At 55.5% G+C, this 21,689-nt stretch carries 19 protein-coding genes and 1 pseudogene; 4 read left to right on the forward strand and 16 right to left on the reverse strand.

The genetic code is table 11. The annotated features are described in order from the left end of the window. Positions 1-136: 136 nt before the first annotated feature. The 11 genes and pseudogenes from N6V40_RS14580 to N6V40_RS14635 form a co-directional block, all read right to left on the reverse strand. Positions 137-361, reverse strand: a complete 225-nt coding sequence (locus tag N6V40_RS14580; RefSeq protein WP_131089928.1) for a DUF3046 domain-containing protein — start codon at positions 359-361, stop codon at positions 137-139. A 111-nt stretch (positions 362-472) separates the two neighbouring features. Next, positions 473-886 (reverse strand): helix-turn-helix domain-containing protein, encoded by a 414-nt coding sequence (locus N6V40_RS14585; protein WP_131089929.1) that lies wholly within the window; start codon positions 884-886, stop codon positions 473-475. A 193-nt stretch (positions 887-1,079) separates the two neighbouring features. Continuing rightward, complete coding sequence (locus N6V40_RS14590; RefSeq protein WP_131089930.1) at positions 1,080-1,565, reverse strand: CinA family protein; 486 nt, start codon at positions 1,563-1,565, stop codon at positions 1,080-1,082. Between the two features lie 11 nt (positions 1,566-1,576). Next, positions 1,577-2,179, reverse strand: coding sequence for a CDP-diacylglycerol--glycerol-3-phosphate 3-phosphatidyltransferase (gene pgsA / locus N6V40_RS14595; RefSeq protein ID WP_262198085.1), 603 nt, complete (start codon positions 2,177-2,179; stop codon positions 1,577-1,579). Positions 2,180-2,184: 5 nt separating this feature from the next. Further along, positions 2,185-5,192: pseudogene (locus N6V40_RS14600) on the reverse strand (DNA translocase FtsK 4TM domain-containing protein). A gap of 107 nt (positions 5,193-5,299) precedes the next feature. Then, positions 5,300-5,788 (reverse strand): hypothetical protein, encoded by a 489-nt coding sequence (locus N6V40_RS14610; protein ID WP_131089933.1) that lies wholly within the window; start codon positions 5,786-5,788, stop codon positions 5,300-5,302. 90 nt (positions 5,789-5,878) lie between these two features. Further along, positions 5,879-7,279, reverse strand: coding sequence for a mycothione reductase (mtr, locus tag N6V40_RS14615; protein WP_131089934.1), 1,401 nt, complete (start codon positions 7,277-7,279; stop codon positions 5,879-5,881). A gap of 203 nt (positions 7,280-7,482) precedes the next feature. Beyond that, entirely contained in the window at positions 7,483-8,385 is a 903-nt protein-coding gene (locus tag N6V40_RS14620; RefSeq protein WP_131089935.1) for an ABC transporter substrate-binding protein, read from the reverse strand. Then, entirely contained in the window at positions 8,382-9,113 is a 732-nt protein-coding gene (locus N6V40_RS14625; protein WP_131089936.1) for an ABC transporter permease, read from the reverse strand. The genes N6V40_RS14620 and N6V40_RS14625 overlap by 4 nt, the downstream gene beginning before the upstream one ends. After that, a complete protein-coding gene (locus N6V40_RS14630) occupies positions 9,110-9,796 on the reverse strand; it encodes an ABC transporter permease (RefSeq protein WP_262198090.1) in 687 nt (228 codons plus the stop codon). The genes N6V40_RS14625 and N6V40_RS14630 overlap by 4 nt, the downstream gene beginning before the upstream one ends. Continuing rightward, the gene (locus N6V40_RS14635; protein WP_131089938.1) at positions 9,796-10,620 is read right to left on the reverse strand and encodes an ABC transporter ATP-binding protein; all 825 of its coding nucleotides are present in this window, start codon (positions 10,618-10,620) and stop codon (positions 9,796-9,798) included. The genes N6V40_RS14630 and N6V40_RS14635 overlap by 1 nt, the downstream gene beginning before the upstream one ends. Positions 10,621-10,792: 172 nt before the next feature. Here N6V40_RS14635 and N6V40_RS14640 point away from each other — a divergent pair, with 172 nt between their 5' ends. Further along, complete coding sequence (locus tag N6V40_RS14640; protein WP_262198091.1) at positions 10,793-11,164, forward strand: hypothetical protein; 372 nt, start codon at positions 10,793-10,795, stop codon at positions 11,162-11,164. Positions 11,165-11,241: 77 nt separating this feature from the next. On the opposite strand, the gene N6V40_RS14645 is transcribed toward N6V40_RS14640, so the two are convergent. Further along, positions 11,242-12,948: a ribonuclease J gene (locus N6V40_RS14645; RefSeq protein WP_262198092.1), complete on the reverse strand. Its 1,707-nt coding sequence runs from the start codon at positions 12,946-12,948 to the stop codon at positions 11,242-11,244. A gap of 19 nt (positions 12,949-12,967) precedes the next feature. Next, positions 12,968-13,879: a 4-hydroxy-tetrahydrodipicolinate synthase gene (gene dapA / locus N6V40_RS14650; protein WP_131089941.1), complete on the reverse strand. Its 912-nt coding sequence runs from the start codon at positions 13,877-13,879 to the stop codon at positions 12,968-12,970. Between the two features lie 67 nt (positions 13,880-13,946). Here dapA and N6V40_RS14655 point away from each other — a divergent pair, with 67 nt between their 5' ends. Continuing rightward, the gene (locus N6V40_RS14655; protein ID WP_165477353.1) at positions 13,947-15,131 is read left to right on the forward strand and encodes a heparan-alpha-glucosaminide N-acetyltransferase domain-containing protein; all 1,185 of its coding nucleotides are present in this window, start codon (positions 13,947-13,949) and stop codon (positions 15,129-15,131) included. Positions 15,132-15,205: 74 nt separating this feature from the next. Here N6V40_RS14655 and N6V40_RS14660 read toward each other — a convergent pair whose 3' ends face one another. From N6V40_RS14660 to N6V40_RS14670, 3 genes are all read right to left on the reverse strand, one after another. Beyond that, complete coding sequence (locus tag N6V40_RS14660) at positions 15,206-16,207, reverse strand: sugar phosphate isomerase/epimerase family protein (protein WP_131089943.1); 1,002 nt, start codon at positions 16,205-16,207, stop codon at positions 15,206-15,208. 48 nt (positions 16,208-16,255) lie between these two features. Continuing rightward, positions 16,256-17,404 (reverse strand): Gfo/Idh/MocA family protein, encoded by a 1,149-nt coding sequence (locus N6V40_RS14665; protein WP_207306520.1) that lies wholly within the window; start codon positions 17,402-17,404, stop codon positions 16,256-16,258. 90 nt (positions 17,405-17,494) lie between these two features. Further along, positions 17,495-18,538 carry a substrate-binding domain-containing protein gene (locus tag N6V40_RS14670; RefSeq protein ID WP_131089944.1) on the reverse strand — a complete coding sequence of 348 codons (1,044 nt, stop codon included), beginning with the start codon at positions 18,536-18,538 and terminating at the stop codon, positions 17,495-17,497. A gap of 152 nt (positions 18,539-18,690) precedes the next feature. Between N6V40_RS14670 and N6V40_RS14675 the strand changes: the two genes are divergently transcribed. After that, the gene (locus N6V40_RS14675; RefSeq protein WP_262198093.1) at positions 18,691-20,211 is read left to right on the forward strand and encodes a sugar ABC transporter ATP-binding protein; all 1,521 of its coding nucleotides are present in this window, start codon (positions 18,691-18,693) and stop codon (positions 20,209-20,211) included. Further along, complete coding sequence (locus N6V40_RS14680; protein ID WP_396267960.1) at positions 20,208-21,296, forward strand: ABC transporter permease; 1,089 nt, start codon at positions 20,208-20,210, stop codon at positions 21,294-21,296. Before N6V40_RS14675 ends, N6V40_RS14680 begins: the two co-directional genes overlap by 4 nt. Positions 21,297-21,689 lie beyond the last annotated feature (393 nt).

A 21,689-nucleotide genomic window follows, 5' to 3' on the forward strand; every position in this document is an offset into this window, starting at 1 on the left:
AGTGTGGACAATCTCAGTGCGTAAGTTTTTGTTGCAGTTTCCTGCGTTGCTTCTAGGATAAGCATATCCGAACAGATGTTCGAAATTCAACACAGGGTTTTCGAAGGATCGAAAATAGAATTTTCGAATTTTCCTCCTAGGACTCCTTGGGTTCGATGTCGATACCAAGCCAGCGTTCCGCCGGAACGTCCTGGGCCAGACACAATGCTTCCCAGACCTGCTTAGGCTTGATCCCTTTGTCTATTGCCTCAGACGCCGTCAGGCTGTCCAACTCGGTCAGTGCCATGGAGTCGGCCAATACATGCGAGTACCGCTGGCCGAACTCGGCTTCCATATTGCGCCAGAAATCGCTGATTTTCACCTAGTTATTCTCCCATGACATAGGCAAGGAGCCCACGCAATACACGTGGACTCCTTGCGTGGCTCCGGTAACCCGATTACTGAGCTGCGGCAACCAAAAGACTTGTTGAATTTAGACCGAAGCCAATGGCTTGCCGGTGCTCTTGTCGGCGAATTCGTTCGCCATGTCCATTGGCACGGTATCTGGGATAGCAATACCCTCGGCTAGGGCTACGCGTTCAGAAACTTCGCGCAACATCAGGGACAGTGGAATTTCTAGTGCCACGCAGATCGAGGAAAGCAGCTCAGAAGAGGCTTCCTTCTGACCGCGCTCAACTTCGGAAAGATATCCGAGGGATACGCGGGCGCTATGCGAAACCTCGCGAAGCGTACGACCCTGGCGTTGACGGACGTCACGCAGAACATCGCCGATTTCATGACGGAGTACTACCATTTTGTGCTCCTCCTTCTCGGGCTGGACCGTATGGGCTTCTCCCATATCGCGCCAACGGACAACACCATTGACAGTAAAGGGTTGCTTGACCATAAATTTAGCCTTTGCTCCTAGGTCCATCTCGAAGATCTGTTCAATACGGGGCCAACCTTGCGACCCTGTAATTCGTACAACGGTGGGTCATACGATTTTGTTCCCTAAACTCAGCCTAATCGGAAAAATGCGACGCGTGCCACATAAAAGGCGATTTTTGCTAAATATCTCGGGAGAAATAGTATTGCGTGTCTTACTGTGAAGAAGCTTTATCTAACATGGCAGCCATCTGGTGGATGGCCGCTTGAGTGCTTTGCTCTCGAATCTGCGAGCGATCCCCCACAAAGTGGTGCTCCTTAGTCCCGGACTCAGCACCCCATGCCCATCCGATAAAGACCGTGCCTACCGGCTTCCCATCGTGAGCCTCTGGCCCGGCGACGCCCGTGGCCGAGATAGCCAGCTGCGCACCGCATGCGCGCAACGCACCCACGGCCATTTGGCGTGCAACTTCAGGATCCACTGAGCCGTTGCTCTGCAGCAAGGATGCATCCACGTTCAGTAGCTCGCGCTTGACGTCCGAGGAATAGCTAACAACTCCCCCACGCAAGACTGCGGAAGCTCCGGGCACTTCGGCCAAGCGCGCCGCGATCATCCCCGCGGTCAACGACTCCGCAGTGGCCAGCTGTACGCCTTGTTCGATCGCGGCAGCAATCACCGCGGGTGCCTGTGCCTTGAGCATGATCCGGCGCCTTACTTCTGCTTCTTAGCGGCAGCAACAAGCTGCCCGGCCTTGATGATGTACTCGACGCCAGTCACCACGGTGACCGCCAGGGTCAGTAGCATCAGGTACCAAGCCACGGTGTGCAACCAGGCAATCTCTTGAGTCCACGGCAACAGGTACAGTCCGATAACCACGGACTGCAATACGGTCTTGATCTTGCCGCCCATATTGGCCGCGATCACCCCGTAACGGATCACCACAACGCGCAGTAGGGTGATGCCCCACTCACGAACCAGGATCGCGATGGTGACCCACCAAGGCAGCTCCGCCAAGATCGAGAAGCTAACCAACGCTGCACCGGTCAGTAGCTTGTCCGCGATCGGATCAGCGATCTTGCCGAAGTTGGTTATCAACCCACGACTACGGGCCAGATCCCCGTCGAGCTTGTCGGTGTACATAGCCAGCACAAACAGCACCAGAGCAACCCAGCGCCACAGGCCTTGCTCGGAGTCATCGGCCAGCAGTGCCCACACAAAGAAGGGCACCATGATAATGCGGATGGTGGTGAGCACGTTGGCGATGTTCAGCGTCGGTACCGGTGGCTGGGCGCCTGGGCCAGCTTGCTCGCTCATGGGTATTAGTTTCTTCCTGTCAGGTCCCAGGCGTCTTCGCCAGGTTCGTCGGAGCCGTCAAAGTAGTCCACGGCTTGCTCTCGATCATCAAGGTCCTTGGCCACCAGATCCTCGGCGTATTCCGCCACCGGATCAGCGTGGTTTACGTTGGCCTCCTGGACCAAGGCAGCCTCGCTGGCCGACATGGTCGTGTTGGCTGGATCATCGCCGCGCATAGCGGCAAGGACCATCGGCAAGTCATCGGGCTGGATGAGTACATCGCGGGCCTTGGAGCCTTCAGAAGGACCAACCACGCCGCGCGATTCCATCAAGTCCATGAGCCGTCCGGCCTTGGCAAAACCAACACGCAACTTACGCTGCAACATCGAGGTGGAACCAAACTGGCTGGTCACTACAAGCTCGGTGGCTTGCAGCAATAGATCCAGATCGTCTCCGATGTCCTCATCGATCTGCTTCTTCTTCTCGGCGACCGGAATCACGTCTTCACGGTATTCAGGTGAAAGCTGGGTCTTGACGTGTTCAACCACGCGCTGAATTTCAGATTCGGTCACCCAAGCACCCTGCACACGCATCGGCTTGGAAGATCCCATAGGCAGGAACAGGGCGTCACCTTGACCAAGCAACTTTTCGGCACCTGGCTGGTCCAAGACCACGCGGGAGTCGGTGACCGAGGAGGTTGCAAAGGCCATGCGCGAAGGTACGTTGGCCTTGATCAGACCAGTCACCACATCCACCGATGGACGCTGGGTAGCGAGCACCAGGTGGATACCAGCAGCACGTGCCAGCTGGGTGATACGCACGATGGACTCTTCCACATCGCGTGGAGCGACCATCATCAAGTCTGCGAGCTCGTCAACAATCACCAAAAGGTAAGGGTAGGGCTTAAGCACTCGCTTGGAACCTTCGGGCGGGTGAACCTTGCCAGCCTTAACTGCCTTATTGAAGTCGTCGATGTGCTTAAAGCCGAAGTTGGCCAAGTCGTCGTAGCGGGTGTCCATTTCACGCACCACCCAGCCCAAGGCTTCGGCAGCCTTTTTCGGGTTGGTGATGATCGGGGTGATCAGGTGAGGCACACCCTCATAGGCGGTAAGTTCCACGCGCTTAGGGTCAACCATCACCATGCGCACCTCATCAGGGGTGGCGCGCATCAGGATGGAGGTGATCATCGAATTCACAAACGAAGACTTACCTGCACCGGTAGCACCTGCCACCAAAAGGTGAGGCATCTTGGCGAGATTCGCTACAACAAAGCCGCCTTCAACGTCCTTGCCCACGCCCATCACCATTGGGTGTTCGGTCTTGCGCGCATTGTTGCTGCGCAGCACATCACCGAGGGCGACAACTTCCTTGTCGGTATTCGGGATCTCGATACCGATAGCGGATTTGCCCGGGATCGGAGAAAGGATACGAACGTCAGAGGAAGCAACGGCGTAGGAGATGTTCTTGGCCAGCGCGGTGACCTTTTCCACCTTGGTGCCCGGGGAAAGTTCGATCTCGTAGCGGGTGACCGTAGGTCCGCGGGAGAAGCCGGTGACCTGAGCATCAACCTTGAACTGCTGCAAGGTATTAGTCAGTGCATCAACTACTACCTGGTTGGCTTCGGACGCTTCCTTGGCCGGCGGGCCGGCAGGCAGGTAGTGGTCCTCTGGCAAGGTGTATGTGACATCCCCGGAGAGCTGCAGTTGTTCGCTGCGTGCAGGGATCGGTGACTGCGGGCCGGCGGAAAGGCCAGCGGCGCGCGAGGACACCTGATCCATGGCGGAAGTGGTAGCTTCCGGCTCAGCGTTTAAGCCGATATTGGCCATGATCTCGGCCATTTCGCTTTCGGCCTTGGTCGGGCGCTTCACCCCAGGTGGTGGGCCAGCTGGCTTGGGAATCGACGTTTCGGCAATGGCCTGAGTCGCAGCTTCAGAAGCGTCTTCTGCTTCATCGTCAAAGGTTGGACGAGCGATAGCCTGAGTGGCCGCTTCATCGGCATCAAAGATCTTGCCCGAGTTGCGCTGAGCTACAGGCAATGAGGTGGTTGATGCTTCCGAGACATCAGCAGGATCGATCACTGCCTTGTCGTAGGCGACATCACCTGGACGGTCCGTACTCTCGCTACCGTGACCATCTACGTCGTAAACCTCGGTCACCTGGCGGGCCGCAGCAGCACGGCGTTCAAAGAAGCCAGGCTTCTTCTTTTTGGAGCTGGCGTCTGGGCCTCTTCATCTGGGTAGAGGTAGGACTGGTCGTGGTCCTCGCGCGTTGAGTCAAGCTCAGGGACAGCCGCCTGACGTGCCGGACGAGTAGCGTTCGGGTCTTGGCCCAGCAAACGGTTGTAACCACCGCGGATCCGTTCAGGGATCTGGGTGAAGGGTGTTGCGGTGACAATCAGAATGGACATAAACGCCAAGAAGATGAACACTGCCATGGCCCCTGGCACGGTGATCAGCATGCCCAGTGGCGTACCCAAAATGGAGCCAACCATACCGCCGGCGTTCCACAAAAGTTCAAAGTCATCCGAGACTGAAGGAGAGCCCTTAGCCAACGATGCAATGGATGAACCGGAAAGGGTCATGATCAGCAGGCCAATACCAATACGGTTGTTGGCGGTCACTGCTTCTGGGTAGCGGAACAGTCGGAAGGCACCGACGAACAAAATCACTGGCAATAAGACTGCCATGAAGCCCAGGGTGCCACCGGCAACGGCATGCACACCTTGACCGAACCATCCTGATTCTCGCAGGCCCCACCATTCGATGATCGCTACGGTGACCGCGATGAGGGCAAGGAAGAGCCCGGTTCCGTCACGGCGAAGTTCGTAGTCAGGGTTCACCGTTCCACCGATACGGCGGAATGCGCCACCAAAGATCCGAGCGATCCCCATCCAGACGCTGCGCAGGGCGCGTAAGGGTAGGGCGAGTTCCTGTTCCGGATTCTCGGGTGTTTTCTTGGAGGGCGAAGTACCGGACGCTTTGGGTTTGCGCGTCGTCGGCTTCTTCGTCCCCTGAGACTGAGTACGTGGGGCCATAGTTCTAGAGTATCGCCAATGGCTGTATGCACCCCGAATTTACACGTCTGCTCGGGGTTTGGCAGGGGCTAGAGAAGGATCACGTACCTAGTCTTCGCCCGAGCGCTCTAAGCCCTCTGGCTACGCGAGTGGTTCAGGTTCAATCCGGCGACGATCACAAAACCAACAGCAAAACAGACAAGCAAGAATCCCAGTGCAGTCAACGTAGACGGCCACGGATCCTGCGCGTTGATTCCTAGACCAATAATCAATACTGCTGGCAGAACCCCTGCGACTACGGCGCCGAAGCCCGCAGCCACTGATTGTGTAGCCGAGGTATCTGACGCGCACTTCACGGCGTGGATCTCGATGGCCACATACATCGCGGAACAGCACAGTACTCCCATGACTATTCCGCTCAACGCTGCAATTAGAACCCATAGCCAGATGCCGCCACTGATCCAAGCCCAAAGGCCACTGCTGGAAATCTCGTCCACTGCAAATGATCCGAACATCGCAGAAAAAGCTACTATGCCAAGGACCATGCCCACCGCGCCAGAGATCATGAACATTGTTTTGGTCATGTCGGACACTGGCGCAGCGGTCATCTGGTTCATGGCTTCAGTCTAGGTTGCTCAGGTGGCGTTCACTAGTAGTTTTATTGATTTGTTCGTAACGATTTTGACACCGTTGCCGCGCTTGCTGAGCTAGGAAAAGTCCAACCCGAGCAATGCGTTTTCGGTGACTTCCGGCAATGCTGGATGGATCCAATATTGATTGCTTGCTACTTCACGTACGTCTAGGTCAAAAGCCATGACCGTGATCATCTGCTGGATTAACGATGAGGCTTGCGGCCCCATGTAGTGAGCACCCAACAGCTTTCCGGTGTGCTTGTCAGCAATGAGCTTGGCGATGCCGGTTTTGTCTTCCATGGCCCAGCCGTACGCGACATCACCATACTTCTGCACCTTGACGGTCACCTCGTGCCCTGCCTCGCGGGCTTCTTCTTCGGTCATGCCAACATAGGCAATTTGCGGGTGCGTAAAGACCGCCGCCGGGACGTGCTCGTGTGGCATTTTCTTCAGCGCGTCAGGGTTGAGCAAGTTATGACGTACCGCGCGCATTTCAGCATTGGCAACATGCTTGAGCATGTATGGCGAGGAGATATCCCCCAGCGCCCAGATGCCTTCGGCCGAAGTGGAGCGACCATATTCGTCTACGCTGATGCGCCCATCTTTAGCGTCAATGCCGGCTGATTCCAGATCCAGCTGGTCACCGTTAGGAGTGCGACCTGTTGCCACAAGTAGTACTTCCCCGCTCACTGTGGATCCATCATCCATTTCCACCGTTACTTCTGAGTCCCCTTGGCTCACGCCGGTGATGTTTCGCCCCATACGCACGTCATAGCGTTTCGCAGCCAATTCATTAAAGGATTCGCGAAGCTCGGTATCGAGGTGGCGCAGTAACTGCGAGCGCGCGATGATGCTGACCTTGGTGCCTAGCGCTTCAAAGACGTGAGCGAACTCCATGGCAATGTATCCGCCACCAACGATCACGATGGATTTTGGTTGCTGCGCTAGGCGCATGATGTCTTCATTGGTGTGGAAATGCACGCCTGATTCGGCAATCACTTCGGGAATCACCGGACGTGATCCAGCGGCCAAGACTATCTGGTCCGCGCTGATCGTTTTGGTTTCTGATCCTTGCCCTGTTCGCAAAGTACGCTCGGATACAAAACGTGCATGCTGATCATAGACGTCGATATTTGGAGTCTTATCTCCGCGTCGATACTCTTCCCCACCCTTGGCGATGAGATCAATCCGCTGATCAAATACCCGGTCAACAATGCTTGACCAGTCGACGGAATTCACTTGGGAGTCAACCCCTAAACGCGATGACTCCCTTGTTTCCAAAGCAGTATCAGCTGCGTAGACGTACATCTTGGTGGGAATGCAACCAACGTTGAGGCAGGTACCTCCGAACGCACCCTTTTCGATGACGGCAATTGATTTGTCATCAAATTCGGGTCCAGGAATTGAATTACCCGAGCCGGTGCCAAGGATGATCAGGTCGTAGTGCTTGTCTACCTTTACTGCTTCGGATGTCATCTTGCTTGGTCCCTTTCGCGGCGACTGATTGAACAGGTAACTGAACAGGGTGGCGTTCACTACCTATCGGGAGGCTATCACTTTGCTGAAGACCTCTGGGTATCTGGATTGTGCGTTAAAACACGTCAACGGTCATCCTTGAGGATTTACTCCCGTAAAGATGACCGTTGAAGTGAACAGTAAATAAGTTAGCGCTTTAGGACCTAAAGACCTTGGTCAGACAACCAAGATTTTGCAATGTCCGCAGCTGACTTCTTATCAACGGTGCTCTGCACGTTCAGGTCAATAAGCTCTTCAGCGGTGAGCTTCTTGCTCACTGGATCCAAGACCTTCCCAAGCTCTTCAGACTGATCCGCCGTAACGACAGGAACAACGTTCGAGGCAAGGAAGAGGGACTTAGGATCTTCAAGTACCACTAGGTCTTCGGTCTTGATGCGAGGATCCGCGGTAAATACGTTAGCCACGTTCACGGTGCCAGCCACAAGATCTTCAACCGTCGTATCACCAGTGGCAGAGAAATCAGTCTTCACTCCGTAAGTGCTTTCCAATCCCTTCGGGCCGTAAGGACGTTCGGCAAGCTCTGGTGGACCACCAAGAGTCAATTCATCTTTGACCTTTGCCAAGTCCTCGATGCTTTTCAGATTATTGTCGTCGGCAAATTTGCGGGTGACGGTGTAGGAGTCCTGGTCCGAGGCTTCCGCTTCATCCAAAACAGCCAACGAGTCAGGCAGCTGGCCTTCTAGTTCCTTGTACACATCCGCAGATGAGCGAGACTTAGTATCTTCCTTGAAGAACTGCAGCAGGTTACCGGTGTACTCAGGGAACACGTTGATGCTGCCGTTTTCGAGCTGCGGCATGTATGCGTCGCGCTGGCCAATGTTGAACTTTCGTTCAACTTCAAGCCCAGAATTCTCCAGAGCCTGCGCGTAGATCTCCGCGACGATTTCATTGGAATAGTAAGCCTGTGAACCTACAACGATTTTCTCGGAGCCACTGTTTTCCGAGCCACTCTGCGTGGCCAATGGATCCGAGCTAGAGCAACCAGCCAAGGTTAGTGCTCCAGCTGTGATTACTGCAGCAACGCGTGATGCCTGCTTTATTCTCATGTCAGTTCTTTCTCTTGTGCGAGTGAAGATTTCGAATCTTGAGTTCTAACTTTTCTCTGCTTTGATCCTAGTGCGCGAGGCACTGCCGCTTTCTGTCCCATGGCAAGGAGCATGTCGAGCAGCAAGGCCACCACGGCTACAAGCAGAGCGCCACCGAGAACCATGTCGAAGCGACGCAGATTCAGCCCGGTAATAATCGGCAAGCCGAGACCGCCAAGGTTTACATACGCTGCGATGGTTACCGTAGCGACTACCTGCAACACTGCTGCTCGAATACCGCCAACTAATAGTGAGAGCCCAAGAGGTATCTCAACTTTGAACAAAATTTGCCATTCAGTCATTCCCATAGCTCGGGCCGCGTCGATGGTTTTCCGGTCAATCGCTTCGAAACCTGTATAGGCTCCGGCCAGTAATGACGGAATAGCCAATACGACAAATGCTAGGACAGCCGCTTCTGGTTTGTGGGTGACGCCCAAAAGCAACACCAGCAATATCAACAATCCAAAAGACGGTACCGCACGGGCAATACCAGCTGCCCCCACCGCGATCTCTCGTCCCTTACCGGTATGCCCGATGGCCCAGCCGACAGGAATCGCGATAGCCCCGGCAATCACGACCGAGATGAAGGTGAACAGCAGATGCTGTCCCAGTAGTACGGCCAGCCCATCTTTGCCTTCCCATTGTTCTGGGGCGACCAGCCACTTGAATGCGTCAGATAGTAGGTTCATGAGGCCACCGCTGCAGTAGCCTGAGCTTGTACCGAACGGCTTCGCCGGTTATCTGTTCTGCTCCATGGCATGAGCCAACGGCCGATCAGCATCAACAGTAGATCAACAACCAAAGCAATCAGCGCCACCGCCAATAGGCCGGCAAATACCTCAACGATGATGCGTCGCTGCAAACCATTGGTGAACAAGTAGCCCAGGTTTGTCACGCCTACCAGGATGCCCACCGTGGCCAGCGAAATCGTGCTCACTGCAGTGACCCGAAGTCCCGCCAGAATCACTGGACCAGCTAGTGGCAGGTCAACAGCGAAGAATCGGCGGGTTGTTCCGTACCCCATTGCGGTAGCTGCCGAACGAGCTGCGGGGTCAACAGAGTTTAGACCGTCAACAACACCACGAACCATGATGGCCACAGCATAAAGGCTCAAAGCTACGATCAGGTTGGCTTCGCTAATCGCGCTCATTCCGGTAATCACCGGAAGAATCATCAACAACGCGAGCGAAGGAATCGTGTAAAGCAGGCCAGTCAGGGTCACCAACGGTCCGCCAACGAGTTTGTATCGCCACGCCACCCAACCCAAGGGAAGGGAGAGCACAAATCCGATGACAATGGCGATCAAGGACTGTCGCAAGTGCTCTATCGACAGTGAACTTATCAGTTGAAAATTCTCAGAAATCCAACTCATTACCGCGGCCCGTCTTCAACGAGTCGGCCCTGAGTTCGGCCCTGCGAATCCACCAGTACCGGGCCTTGTGGTGTTTGTTTGACGCTCATGGCGCGAGCGCCACGGTCTGTCCCAATGAAGGAAGAGACAAAATCATTGGCTGGATTTTCGATGATTTCGCTCGGGCTACCTACCTGAAGCTTTTGGGCACCCGCAGCAAGGATGACCACTTGGTCCCCCAGCAAAAACGCTTCGTCGATATCGTGGGTGACAAAAACGATGGTTTTGTCGAGTTCCTTTTGTAGCCGCAATAGTTCGCTTTGCAGTTCGGAGCGCACGATGGGATCTACTGCGCCAAAGGGCTCATCCATCAGCAAAATATTTGGGTCCGAAGCCAAGCCTCGGGCTACACCGACACGTTGTTGCTGGCCACCGGAGAGCTGGTGCGGGTACCGATCTGCCATTGAAGTAGGCAAGCCCACGGTCTCCATCAATTCCAACGCTCTGCGGCGTGAGTCCCTACGCGATTGCCCCATTAGACGTGGAACGGTGGCGATATTATCGGCCACGGTGAAATGCGGAAGTAATCCTGAGTTCTGCATAACGTAGCCAATACTGCGGCGAAGCTCCACTGCATTTTTAGTGGAAATGTCTTCCCCATCGATTCGCACCGTTCCGGAGCTTGGGTCCACCATCCGGTTGATCATTCGTAGCAAAGTAGTCTTGCCACAACCGGAAGAACCAACAAAAACTGTGGAACTGTGTGCAGGAATCTGCAGGTTGAAATCCTTGACTGCCGTCGTACCATCCGGGTAGTGCTTGGATATGTTCTCGAATTCAATCATGTGCCGACTCCTATAGATGGCTTTGAAGATAATTCTGCCTCAAAGGACCTCGAAGAACACTGGTACGGCACGGATCTTTCTGCGTTACTGCTGATTCTCTCGATCAATGCCAAATAATGCTCTAGTCACCAGTAGGATTTAGACGGATTCTTCACCGATTATAAGGATCCTCATGAAGCTTCGAACCTTTGCCTGGCTCAGCGCTCCACTACTAGTCACAGCGGTAGCGCTGGCTTCCCCAGCTTCGGCTAGCCAGACGCCAGCTGACAGCTCACCGCAGTGGGGTTCGGTGGTGGTCATGGAAGTTGGTACCGGAAAAGTACTCCAGCGGTTGGAAGCGCCCGAGACCACATCGGTGATCATGATGGAAGTGCACACAGGCAAGGTGCTGGATCAGGTGGATTGCACTAACTGGCCCGAGGCTACCGGTTCAGAATTCCGCGCTGGCAAAGTTGTTGAATCGTCGCCCGCAATGATTGCAACACCCGAGTCCCTCTCGCCGTCATTTACCTCAACCCCGAACAGGCTGTTGGGCTGGAACTAAACAATTGCTCAAAAACGACTAATGCCCCAAAACCACGCAACGGTGGTTTTGGGGTATTAGTTTTCTAGTCACAAAGCTTAGGCTTCGAGCACTACCGGAACGATCATTGGGCGTCGGCGTAGCTTGCGCGAGACCCACGAGCCGATGACCCGACGGGTGATCTGCTGTAGCTGGTGTGTGGAGTGGTTCGGGTTATTCGACACCGCTTCCACAATGGCAGCTGCAATCTTTGGCTTGATTTCGTTGAAGACTGAGTCTTCTTCAGCCACACCGCGAGCGTGAATGTCTGGGCCGGAAATGATGGTGCCATTCTGGCGGTTGATCACGGTGATCACCGAGATGAAACCTTCTTCACCCAGGGTGACGCGATCCTTGAGGTCATCATCGGTGATGGTGCCAACCTTTGAACCGTCAACATAGACGTAGCCACATTCAACCTGTCCAACCAGCTGAGCGACGCCGTCCTTCATGTCGATGACCGAGCCATCTTCAGCCAGCAAGACGTTCTCTTCTGGAACGCCGGACTGCGCAGCCAAACGGCCATTGGCAATCAGGTGGCGAGTTTCGCCGTGGACCGGAAGCACGTTCTTTGGACGCAGGATGTTGTAGCAGTACAGCAACTCGCCCGCCGAAGCGTGACCGGAAACGTGAACCTTAGCCATGCCCTTGTGGATGACCTCGGCGCCAAGACGCATCAGACCATTGATCACACGGAAGACCGAGTTCTCGTTACCTGGGATCAGGCTGGAAGCCAGGATCACAGTATCGCCTGGGTTGATCTGAACCTTGTGCTCACCGTTGGCCATACGCGACAGCGCAGCCATTGGCTCGCCCTGCGAACCGGTAGACATCAGCACGACCTTGTGGTCTGGCAGCGAATCGATCTGTTCAAGATCAACCAGCACACCCTGCGGGATATCTAGGTAGCCAAGACGTTCGGCGATGCCCATGTTGCGAACCATCGAGCGGCCGATGAAGGCCACCTTGCGACCGTGCATTGCTGCCGCATCCAATACCTGCTGCACGCGGTGAACGTGCGAGGAGAAGGAAGCAACAATGATGCGGCGACGTGCCCGTGCGAACTTGGCTTCAAGCACTGGGCCAATTTCGCGCTCTGCCACGGTGAAGCCTGGAACTTCAGCGTTGGTGGAGTCAGGCAGGAACAAGTCCACGCCTTCCTCACCCAAACGGGCGAAGTGGCGAAGGTCAGTGATGCGACCATCTAGTGGCAGCTGATCCATCTTGAAGTCACCAGTGTGCAGCACGGTACCGGCTTCGGTACGCAGGAACACTGCCAGCGCATCTGGAATCGAGTGGTTCACAGCGACAAATTCACATTCGAAGTTGCCGATCTGCGCGACCTCGCCTTCCACCACAATGTTGGTGTTGGCCTTGATCCGGTGTTCAGCCAGTTTTGCTTCAACGAAGGCCAAGGTCAGCTTCGACCCATATACTGGAATATCTTCGCGCAGACGCAACAGGTATGGAACAGCACCAATGTGATCCTCGTGGCCGTGGGTGAGCACTACGCCCACCACGTCAGCCAAGCGGTTCTTGATGTACGAGAAGTCCGGCAGGATCAAATCCACGCCAGGTTGGTGTTCTTCTGGGAACAGCACACCGCAGTCGATGATCAACAGTTTCCCGTTGAGCTCGAATACAGTCATGTTTCGGCCGACTTCGCCCAAACCGCCGAGGGGAACAATTCGCATTGTTCCCTTCTTCAGCCTGGCTGGAGTCTGCAAACGTGCAGAATCAGCCTTACCTACTGAACTCTCAGTCATGTGTAGTTAGTCCCTTTCGTTACAGATCCCATCCGCCTTCACGTAGGTCCGCGCGGATAGCATCGAGCTCTGCGTCCGACGGTGCCATAAGCGGCAGTCGGACGACGGTGTTCGGCAGGACACCCTGCCAGTGAAGTCCATATTTTGCGGCCACGGCGCCCTGTATGTGGCCCATGATGCCGCGCTGAATCGCGTCCAGCTCAAAGTGTGTGGTGCGTGCAGTAGCCAAATCCCCTGCATGCATTGCATTAACAAGCGTACGGTACTTAGCAGCTGCAACGTGAGCCGTAACCGAAACCACGCCGACAGCACCTGCTGCCATCAATGGCAAGGTCAGTCCGTCGTCACCCGAGTAGACATGAAGGTCGGTGTTGGCCAGCACGGTGGTGGTTGACTGGTAGTCCGACTTTGCGTCCTTGAGGGCAATGACCTGAGGAATCTTGGAAAGTTCAATAATGGTCTCAGGAGCCAGTGCGATTCCGGTTCGTCCTGGGATGTCGTAGAGCATGATTGGCAGCTCTACCGCTTCAGCGATGGCCTTTACGTGGGCAATGACGCCTGCTTGGCTTGGCTTGTTGTAGTACGGGGTGGTCAACAGCACACCGTCTACGCCAGCCGCCTTGGCGGCCAGCGACAGTTTGATCGAGTGGCGGGTGTCGTTGGTGGTGGAACCGGCCAGCACTGCTGCACGGTCTCCAACTGCTTCAACAACGGTGCGGAACATCTTGATGTTCTCTTCATCGCTCAGGGTTGAGGTCTCACCGGTGGTACCAGTGACCACCAAACCGTCGCAGCCATCATCGACAAGCTTCTGTGCCACTTTTGTTGCCAACGCGTAGTCGACCTCTCCCGCGTCATCGAAGGGAGTGATCATTGCGGTAAGCACAGTACCGAATGGGTATGCCTGATTATCAATTGCACTTGTAGCCATGGTTTTAAATCTACACGCGCGCATGTTGAGATGGCATCCACAGACAAATCCGTGGTGCGATAACTTTATGCAAATTTCGGGGAAGCAACAGCGTCTGTTAGGCGTTGATGCAGCACGTCTACTTGCCATTCTTGGCATGTTTGCGGCACACATTTTTGCGCTCTATCAGGCCAACGGCGACAGCGGATTTTCCCCTACATTTACCGGATCTGTGGCTTCTGGGCGGGCTTCAGTTTTGTTCATGGTGCTGGCGGGTTTATCACTGAGTCTTATGCATGAATCGCTAGCTCGTAAAGGCTTTTCGTACCCTAAGATTTACTCAGTCCTTGCACGGAGAGCATTAATAATTGCAGGCCTCGGAATGCTAATTGGGTCGGCAAATGAACGTATCGCAGTCATTCTTGTCCACTATGGGCTACTGTTTCTTTTGCTTCCACTAGCCCTCAGGCTCCCGAGAATAACCATTTGGGTAGTCTCGGCGTCTTGGGTGATAGTTATGCCGGTTTTATGGCGTCCACTCGCAGCAGCCTGGCTGGGGCAATCTCTGGGCCATAATCCAACCTACTTTGACCTCCTACTTCCAGCACCACTGCTCCAAGATTTGTTAGTTACCGGATACTACCCACTGATGATTTGGTTCGGTTACGGGTTGCTGGGGATCTGTCTAGCTCGTTGCAATTTGCGTAGCCAAAAGATCGCGGCCAGCCTAAGCATCATTGGCACCCTCGTAGCTCTTGGCACCTACCTTGTTGGCCGTGCAGTGAGTTTGGGGCATACAGAGCAAATTTCCCAGGCCGTAGGGACACCGTCCTCGACCGTGTCTACGCTCATCGCGGCAGGCCGGCTACCGGGGATCAATTTTGATCCCTACCTGACAAACATCGACTACCTGTGGCTGCCCACCGGCCACAGCAACTCGCTCTTGGCCACACTGCATGCGGCCGGCTGCGCCGTGGCAGTCATTGGTCTGCTCTTGCTTGTCATCCCTCACCTTGGCGTGCTTGGAAGGATCCTCGCCGGGGCCGGCCGGGCACCGCTAACCCTCTATGCGGGACATATTGTGTTGCTGCCAGCCCTGCAGTATTTCCTTGAACCGGTCGTGATTTGGTGGATCTTGATTACCGTCACCGCAGGTTTTGGCCTCTGGTTGGGCTTGACCAAAGCTTCGGGCCCTTTGGAATTCTGCATACGGATACTGAGTGGTGCCGATGCCACTTCCGGGACACAGAAGTCCACCCCGAATAACAAATGACAAACAGCGCTGTAGCGCCCGACTCTCTCTGATTGTGAGTCGGGCGCTACAGCGGGTTGGTCTTTTGCTTCGTATCAGTCTTGCTTAAAGGCTGCATCAAAAGAGGTTGAGGAGGCGGGGAAATCCAGCTTCTTCAACGCTGCAAGTGACTCCGGCGCTCCAAACAGGCGATCCATGCCGGCATCTTCCCATTCAATTGAAATCGGGCCGTCGTAACCAATGGCAGTTAGGGCGCGGAACGCGTCTTCCCACGGCACGTCCCCACGGCCAGCGGAGACAAAGTCCCAGCCGCGTCGCGGGTCTCCCCACGGAAGGTGGGAGCCTAACCCACCGTTGCGACCGTTGCCCATACGCATGCGGGTGTCCTTGCAATCCACGTGATAGATCTTCTCCTCGAAGTCTGAAATGAACGCGACCGTATCGATACCCTGCCACACCATGTGGCTCGGGTCCCAGTTCAGCCCGAAGGCCTCACGATGCCCAATGGCTTCGAGGGTCTTGACGGTGGACCAGTAGTCATAAGCAATCTCTGACGGATGGACTTCGTGAGCAAAGCGCACACCGCATTCGTCAAAGACGTCCAGAATTGGATTCCATCGATCAGCAAAATCTTGATATCCAGCGTCGATGACCTCTGCCGGTACCGGCGGGAACATCGCTACGTACTGCCAGATTGAGGATCCGGTGAACCCCACAACAGTCTTGACCCCTAGACGTTTGGCCAGTCGCGCAGTGTTCTTCAATTCCTCGGCGGCTCGCTGACGCACCCCTTCCGGGTCACCGTCGCCCCAAACCTTTTCACCCACAATTGCTTGGTGGCGGAAGTCGATCGGGTTATCGCACACCGCCTGCCCTTTCAGATGGTTGGAGATCGCCCAGACCTTCAGCCCATATTTTTCTAAAATGCCAAGGCGCTCGGCAATGTAGTCATCATCGTCCCAACGCCAAGCGTCAAGATGTTCACCGGAGACCGCGATCTCCAGCCCGTCGTATCCCCAACCAGCAGCTAGTCGGGCCACTTCCTCCAAGGGCAAGTCTGCCCATTGGCCAGTGAATAGAGTGAAATCGCGTGCCATCCGTTGACTCCTTGTGATTGCTTCCGTCGTACTGTACTGCAGTGATTCCTAGATGGTGGTTGCCCACGTACTGTTGTTGGCCGCGCTTTTCTGGACCGCGTCCAAAACACGCTGTACCTGATGGCCATCAGCGAAGGAAGGCTCAGGTTGCTGGCCTGCACCAATGGCATCAATAAAGTCCTTGGCCTGATGGACAAATCCATGTTCGTAGCCCAGCGTGTGGCCGGTGGGCCACCATGCTGACATGTAGGGGTGCGCTGGCTCGGTGACCATGATCTGGGCGAAGCCCTGTCTGGTGTCAGGCGCGGTGGCATCGTAGTAACCCAGTGAGTTGTAGTTCTCCAGGTCGAAAGAAATTGCACCCTTTGAACCGGAGACTTCAATGCGTAGCGAGTTTTTGCGCCCCGTGGCCATGCGGGTGGCTTCGAAAGTGCCTAGCGCTCCCCCATCAAATTGGGCCGTAAACGCTGCCGCGTCATCCACGCTGACCTGCCCGAGTTGTGACGGTGAATCCTGCAGGGGGCGTTCGTGAACGAAAGTTTCCATCACACCACTCACCCCGACGATCTTCTGTCCGGTGATGAATTGGGATAGATCCACAGCATGGGCACCAATATCACCCAGCGCACCGGTTCCCGCATGTTCTTTCTGCAACCGCCAGGTTAATGGAGAGTTAGCGTCAGCTAGCCAGTCCTGTAGATAGGCTGCACGCACCTGACGCACCTGCCCAATGACGCCGCTGGTCACCAGCTCGCGAGCAAAAGTGGCCGCAGGTACCCGGCGATAGGTGAAGCCGACCATCGCCTGAATGTCATTGCCGGCGCTTTGCGCAGCCTCGGCCATGGCTTTGGCTTCTTCAAGGGTGTTGGCCAGCGGTTTTTCGCAGAGCACATGCTTTCCTGCGGCTAGTGCAGCGATGGCGATCTCAGCGTGAGAATTGCCGGGAGTGACGATGTCGACCACGTCGATGTCATCGCGTTCAATGGCCGAACGCCAATCGGTAGAGGTTTCGGCCCAACCCCATTTTGCGGCAGCCGCCTGAACGTTCGTAGCATTGCGACCAACGAGCAGGGTCATCTCTGGTTGTAGTGGAAGATCAAAGAATCTAGGCGCAACGCGCCACCCTTGTGAATGCGCGGCCCCCATAAATCCATGCCCAATCAGGGCTACTTTTAAGACTGCTTTTTGGTTGGGCATGTACTTCCTCCTGCGATGGATCTTGTGGGGGTCATGTTCGGGATGGCCTGCCTGCTGTGGCTAGCCACCCCGAATCACTGCGGGCTCCGTTTAGGAGGTGAATGCGGTCGGCAGATACTGGTCGACGTTGTCCTTGGTAACTACCGGAGCGTTCAAAACGATGCGCTTCGGAGCTTCGACCTCGACCAAATCGCTCATGGCCTTGTTCTGGGCGATCAGTCGCGCAAGGCGCACTCCATCGGCGGCCTGGGTGGATGGGTACAGAACGGTGGCTTCAAGCACCGATTCACCACCCTTAATCAGGTCCATAGCGTTCTTTGAACCTGCACCGCCAACCATGAAGAATTCGTCGCGTCCGGCGCTGTCGATGGCAGCTAGGACACCGTGGCCCTGGTCGTCATCGTGATTCCAGATAGCGTCGATCTTTGGTGCGGCTGATAGTAGCTGGGAAGCGGCTGCTTCGCCGCCTGCAACGGTGAAGTCTGCTGGCACGCGGTTATCAACGTCGAGTCCGCAGACCTTGAGTGCTTCCTCAAATCCCTTACTGCGTTCCTGGGTCAGTGGCAAAGAATCAACACCGGGAATTTCTGCGACAACGGCATCAGGCTTATCACCCAATCGTTCACAGATGTATTCACCGGCACTGCGTCCCATTCCGTAGTTGTCCCCCAGGATGGTGGTGCGAGCGGCAGCTGGGCTGGAGAATTCACGGTCCACGTTGATGACCGGAATGCCCGCTTCCATGGCCTTGGTTGCCACAGCAGTTAGTGCTGCGCCGTCAGTTGGCAGCAGAACGATCGCGTTGACCTTGTCGTTGATGAACTGTTCAACCTGGCTGATCTGCAGGTTGGCGTCGTTGGTGCCCTCAGCAACTCGCAGGTCAACATCTTCCAAGGAATCGCCCTGCGCGATGGCGGCCGAGTTGATGGCACCGAGCCACCCGTGATCCGCAGCCGGACCCGAAAAACCGATGACTACCTTGTCGCCAGTTGCGGCGTTGCCTTCGCTGGAGGCATTTGATGGCTGTGCACTTTCGCCATCTGAACCCGACGAGCAGCCGGTGATCAGTGCGCCGATCGCCAGAAGGGCACCGGTTGTGACGAGCATTTTCCGTCCGGATGGAACTGCAAACATGTCTATCTCCTCAGTGAGTTAGGTGCGTCGACGCCGCATGCAGACCGAACTGTTCGGGCGCCCGTCAACGTGACTAGTGTCACAATAACAGAAGTTCGGGGAAAATCGACGAACTTCTACCGATTGCCGACATAATGTGTTAGTTTCATCACATGCTGAAAGATGAAAATCCACGTCCGCTCCTTGATGTTCGCGGGCTTACAAAGCGATTCGGCGCCGTTCAAGCGCTCAAAGGCGTCGACTTGTCCGTGCTACCCGGTGAAGTCCACTGCGTGATGGGACAGAACGGCGCAGGTAAATCCACGCTGATCAAAACACTGTCTGGTGTACACCAGCCCGATAGCGGTGAAATCTTCTGGGACGGCGAAAAGGTTGACCTCTCCACTCCCACCGCGGCACTAAGCCTTGGCATCGCCACCATGTATCAGGAACTCGACGTCGTTGACGGCCTGAGCATCACGGAGAACATCTTTCTAGGACATGAACGAGCAACCGGCGGGGTCCTTCATGTGAAGAAGGCCAATGCCATTGCCCGCACACTCCTAAAAAGACTGGGCCACGGCAGCCTCTCTCCTTCGCGCGAAGTCGGCACACTTTCAGCAGCTAACAAACAAATCGTCAGCATGGCCCGGGCACTGTCCCGCGACACCAAGCTGATCATCATGGATGAGCCCAGCGCCATCCTTGATGCCGGCGAAGTCCAGAATCTCTTCCGAGTGGTCCGCGAACTAACCGCTCAAGGCATTGCGGTTGTGTACATCTCCCACCGTCTTGAAGAGATTAGAGAGATCGGTGATCGGATCTCGGTGATCAAAGATGGTCAGAGCACCGCCAACAACATGGACGTTGCAGACACTCCCAAAGCCGAACTCATCCGTCGGATGACCGGTCGCGACGTATCCAACGTCTTCCCGGAACGCACTCCAATCTCCGTCACGGCCCCCGTGGTTCTAGAAGTCACTGACCTGGAACTCGCAGGGCACTTCGACAAACTCAGCTTCAGCGTACGCGCCGGAGAAATCCTCGGTTTTGCCGGACTCGTCGGCTCCCAACGCTCCGAAATCATCGAGACGATCTACGGAGCCCGAAAGGCCAGCGCCGGACAGGTCACCGTTAATGGAAAGCGGCTGACAGCTGGTTCGGTCACTTCCGCGGTGACAGCGGGAATCGGTTTATCCCCCGAGGAACGCAAAAGCCAAGGTTTGATCCTCGATGAACCCATTTACAAGAACGTCACCCTATCCACGTTTGAACGTTTTTCACGCACTGGATTGTTAGACGAGGCTGCAGAACGTCGTGCGGCCAGCGAACAAATCGAGGCGCTAGAGCTACGCCCTGCAGACCCGCAGCGACCGGCGCGCACACTTTCCGGTGGCAACCAGCAAAAAATCTTATTGGCCCGTTGGTTAGTTCATGGCACAAAAGTGCTACTGCTCGATGAGCCAACTCGTGGTGTGGACGTCGGTGCACGTGCAGAAATCTACACTCTCATCCGACGCTTGGCCGATGCAGGAACAGCCATCATCATCATTTCCAGCGAGACTGAAGAAGTCCTCGGCCTCTCCGACAATGTCTTGGTTATAGACAACGGACAGGTTCTCGCACAAAAAACAGCAACTGAAATCGACGAGCACGGTGTGCTCGACCTCGTCATGAAGGGAAGTGCCGCGTGAGCAAGCAGAAGATCGAGGTTGCTGAGCAACCCACCGCTGCGTCTACTCAGAAGCAAGCAGAGAACTCCGGCACTTCACACCGTTCAGGTGGCCTAGTGCAGAACTTGATGCACGGACCGGCTGGCAGGAGCTTAGGCTTGGTGGTTGCCTTGGTAGTGCTGGTCCTCATCGGCCTGATTACCAGCGGTGATCGTTTCACTTCATCAGAAAACATGTTGGTGATCTTGCGGCACGCATCAATCATTGGTGTGCTGAGCATTGGTGTCACGTTTGTCATTACCGCGGGAGGCATTGACCTTTCGGTTGGTTCGGTACTGGGCCTGACCTCCGTGGTTGGTAGCCTCACCGCGGTGCAGGCTGCAGCTTCGGATTCCACCTGGCTCATCATGGTTGTGGTGTCGTTACTTGTTGGCGCTATTGCGGGACTAATCAACGGTGTCATCATTGCCTACGGCAATGTGGTGGCCTTTATCGCCACGTTGGCGACCTTGGTTGCTGCTCGTGGTCTGGCAGAAATCATTTCCGAACGCCGCACCTTGCTGGTGACCAATACGGACTTCACCAAATTCATGCGCGCGGACTTCCTCGGAGTTCCCGTACTCGTGTGGATCTTCGCCTTGGTGGCTGCCGCAGGGTGGTTCTTGCTCAACCGAACCACCTTTGGACGACGCACCGTAGCCATCGGTGGCAACCTCGAAGCATCGCGTCTTGCCGGTATCAAGGTCAAGCGCCACATCGTTTCGCTCTATGTCTTAGTTGGTGTTGCTGCAGGTATCGCCGGGCTGATGATGATGGGCCGCACTACCTCGGGTACCTCAACCCACGGTTACCTCTACGAGCTGGACGCCATTGCCGCCGTAGTTGTTGGTGGAACCCTTCTGGTGGGTGGTCGAGGCACCATCATGGGTACCGTATTTGGTGTCCTGATCTTCAGTACGCTGACAAACGTGTTCACCCAGAACAACATGGACACCTCGGTTCAGGCCTTGGCCAAGGGAGCGATCATCGTCTTGGCAGTTCTACTGCAGCAGCGTTTCGCTTCCGGCAAGGTCCGTAAAGCCAAGAAGCTACCGCTCAAGGTATAGTTCCAACCTGGCTTCCAACAATCCACGCGGAATATCCGATCACGCCATCGGGGCTGGCCCTTGATCAACGGCCGAGGATCTTGGAGGACTGCAAATACACCCACCGACAAATGCGCGACGTCTTGAATCAGCCAGCGTATGCGTCGGTGGGTGGTGCGCCTTTTAATGTCGAGTCCAAAAATCGTTCCTGGGTGCGCCGTGCACGGAAGTGCGTGCCCTAGTTGGCCCGTTGTGGATTAAGCGCAGCTTCACTCGGCCAGTTCTCCGTCTACCGCTGAAGTCCTGAAACCGTCGTTGTCATAGACCCATACATGGACACATCCCTGCCCAATTAGCGGACCTAACGTCCTGGTGCCACGGCTCGGTTTGCGGCAAGCCGCGCTAGCCATGCAA

The organism is Glutamicibacter sp. M10 (genome assembly GCF_025452055.1).
Taxonomy (GTDB): domain Bacteria; phylum Actinomycetota; class Actinomycetes; order Actinomycetales; family Micrococcaceae; genus Glutamicibacter.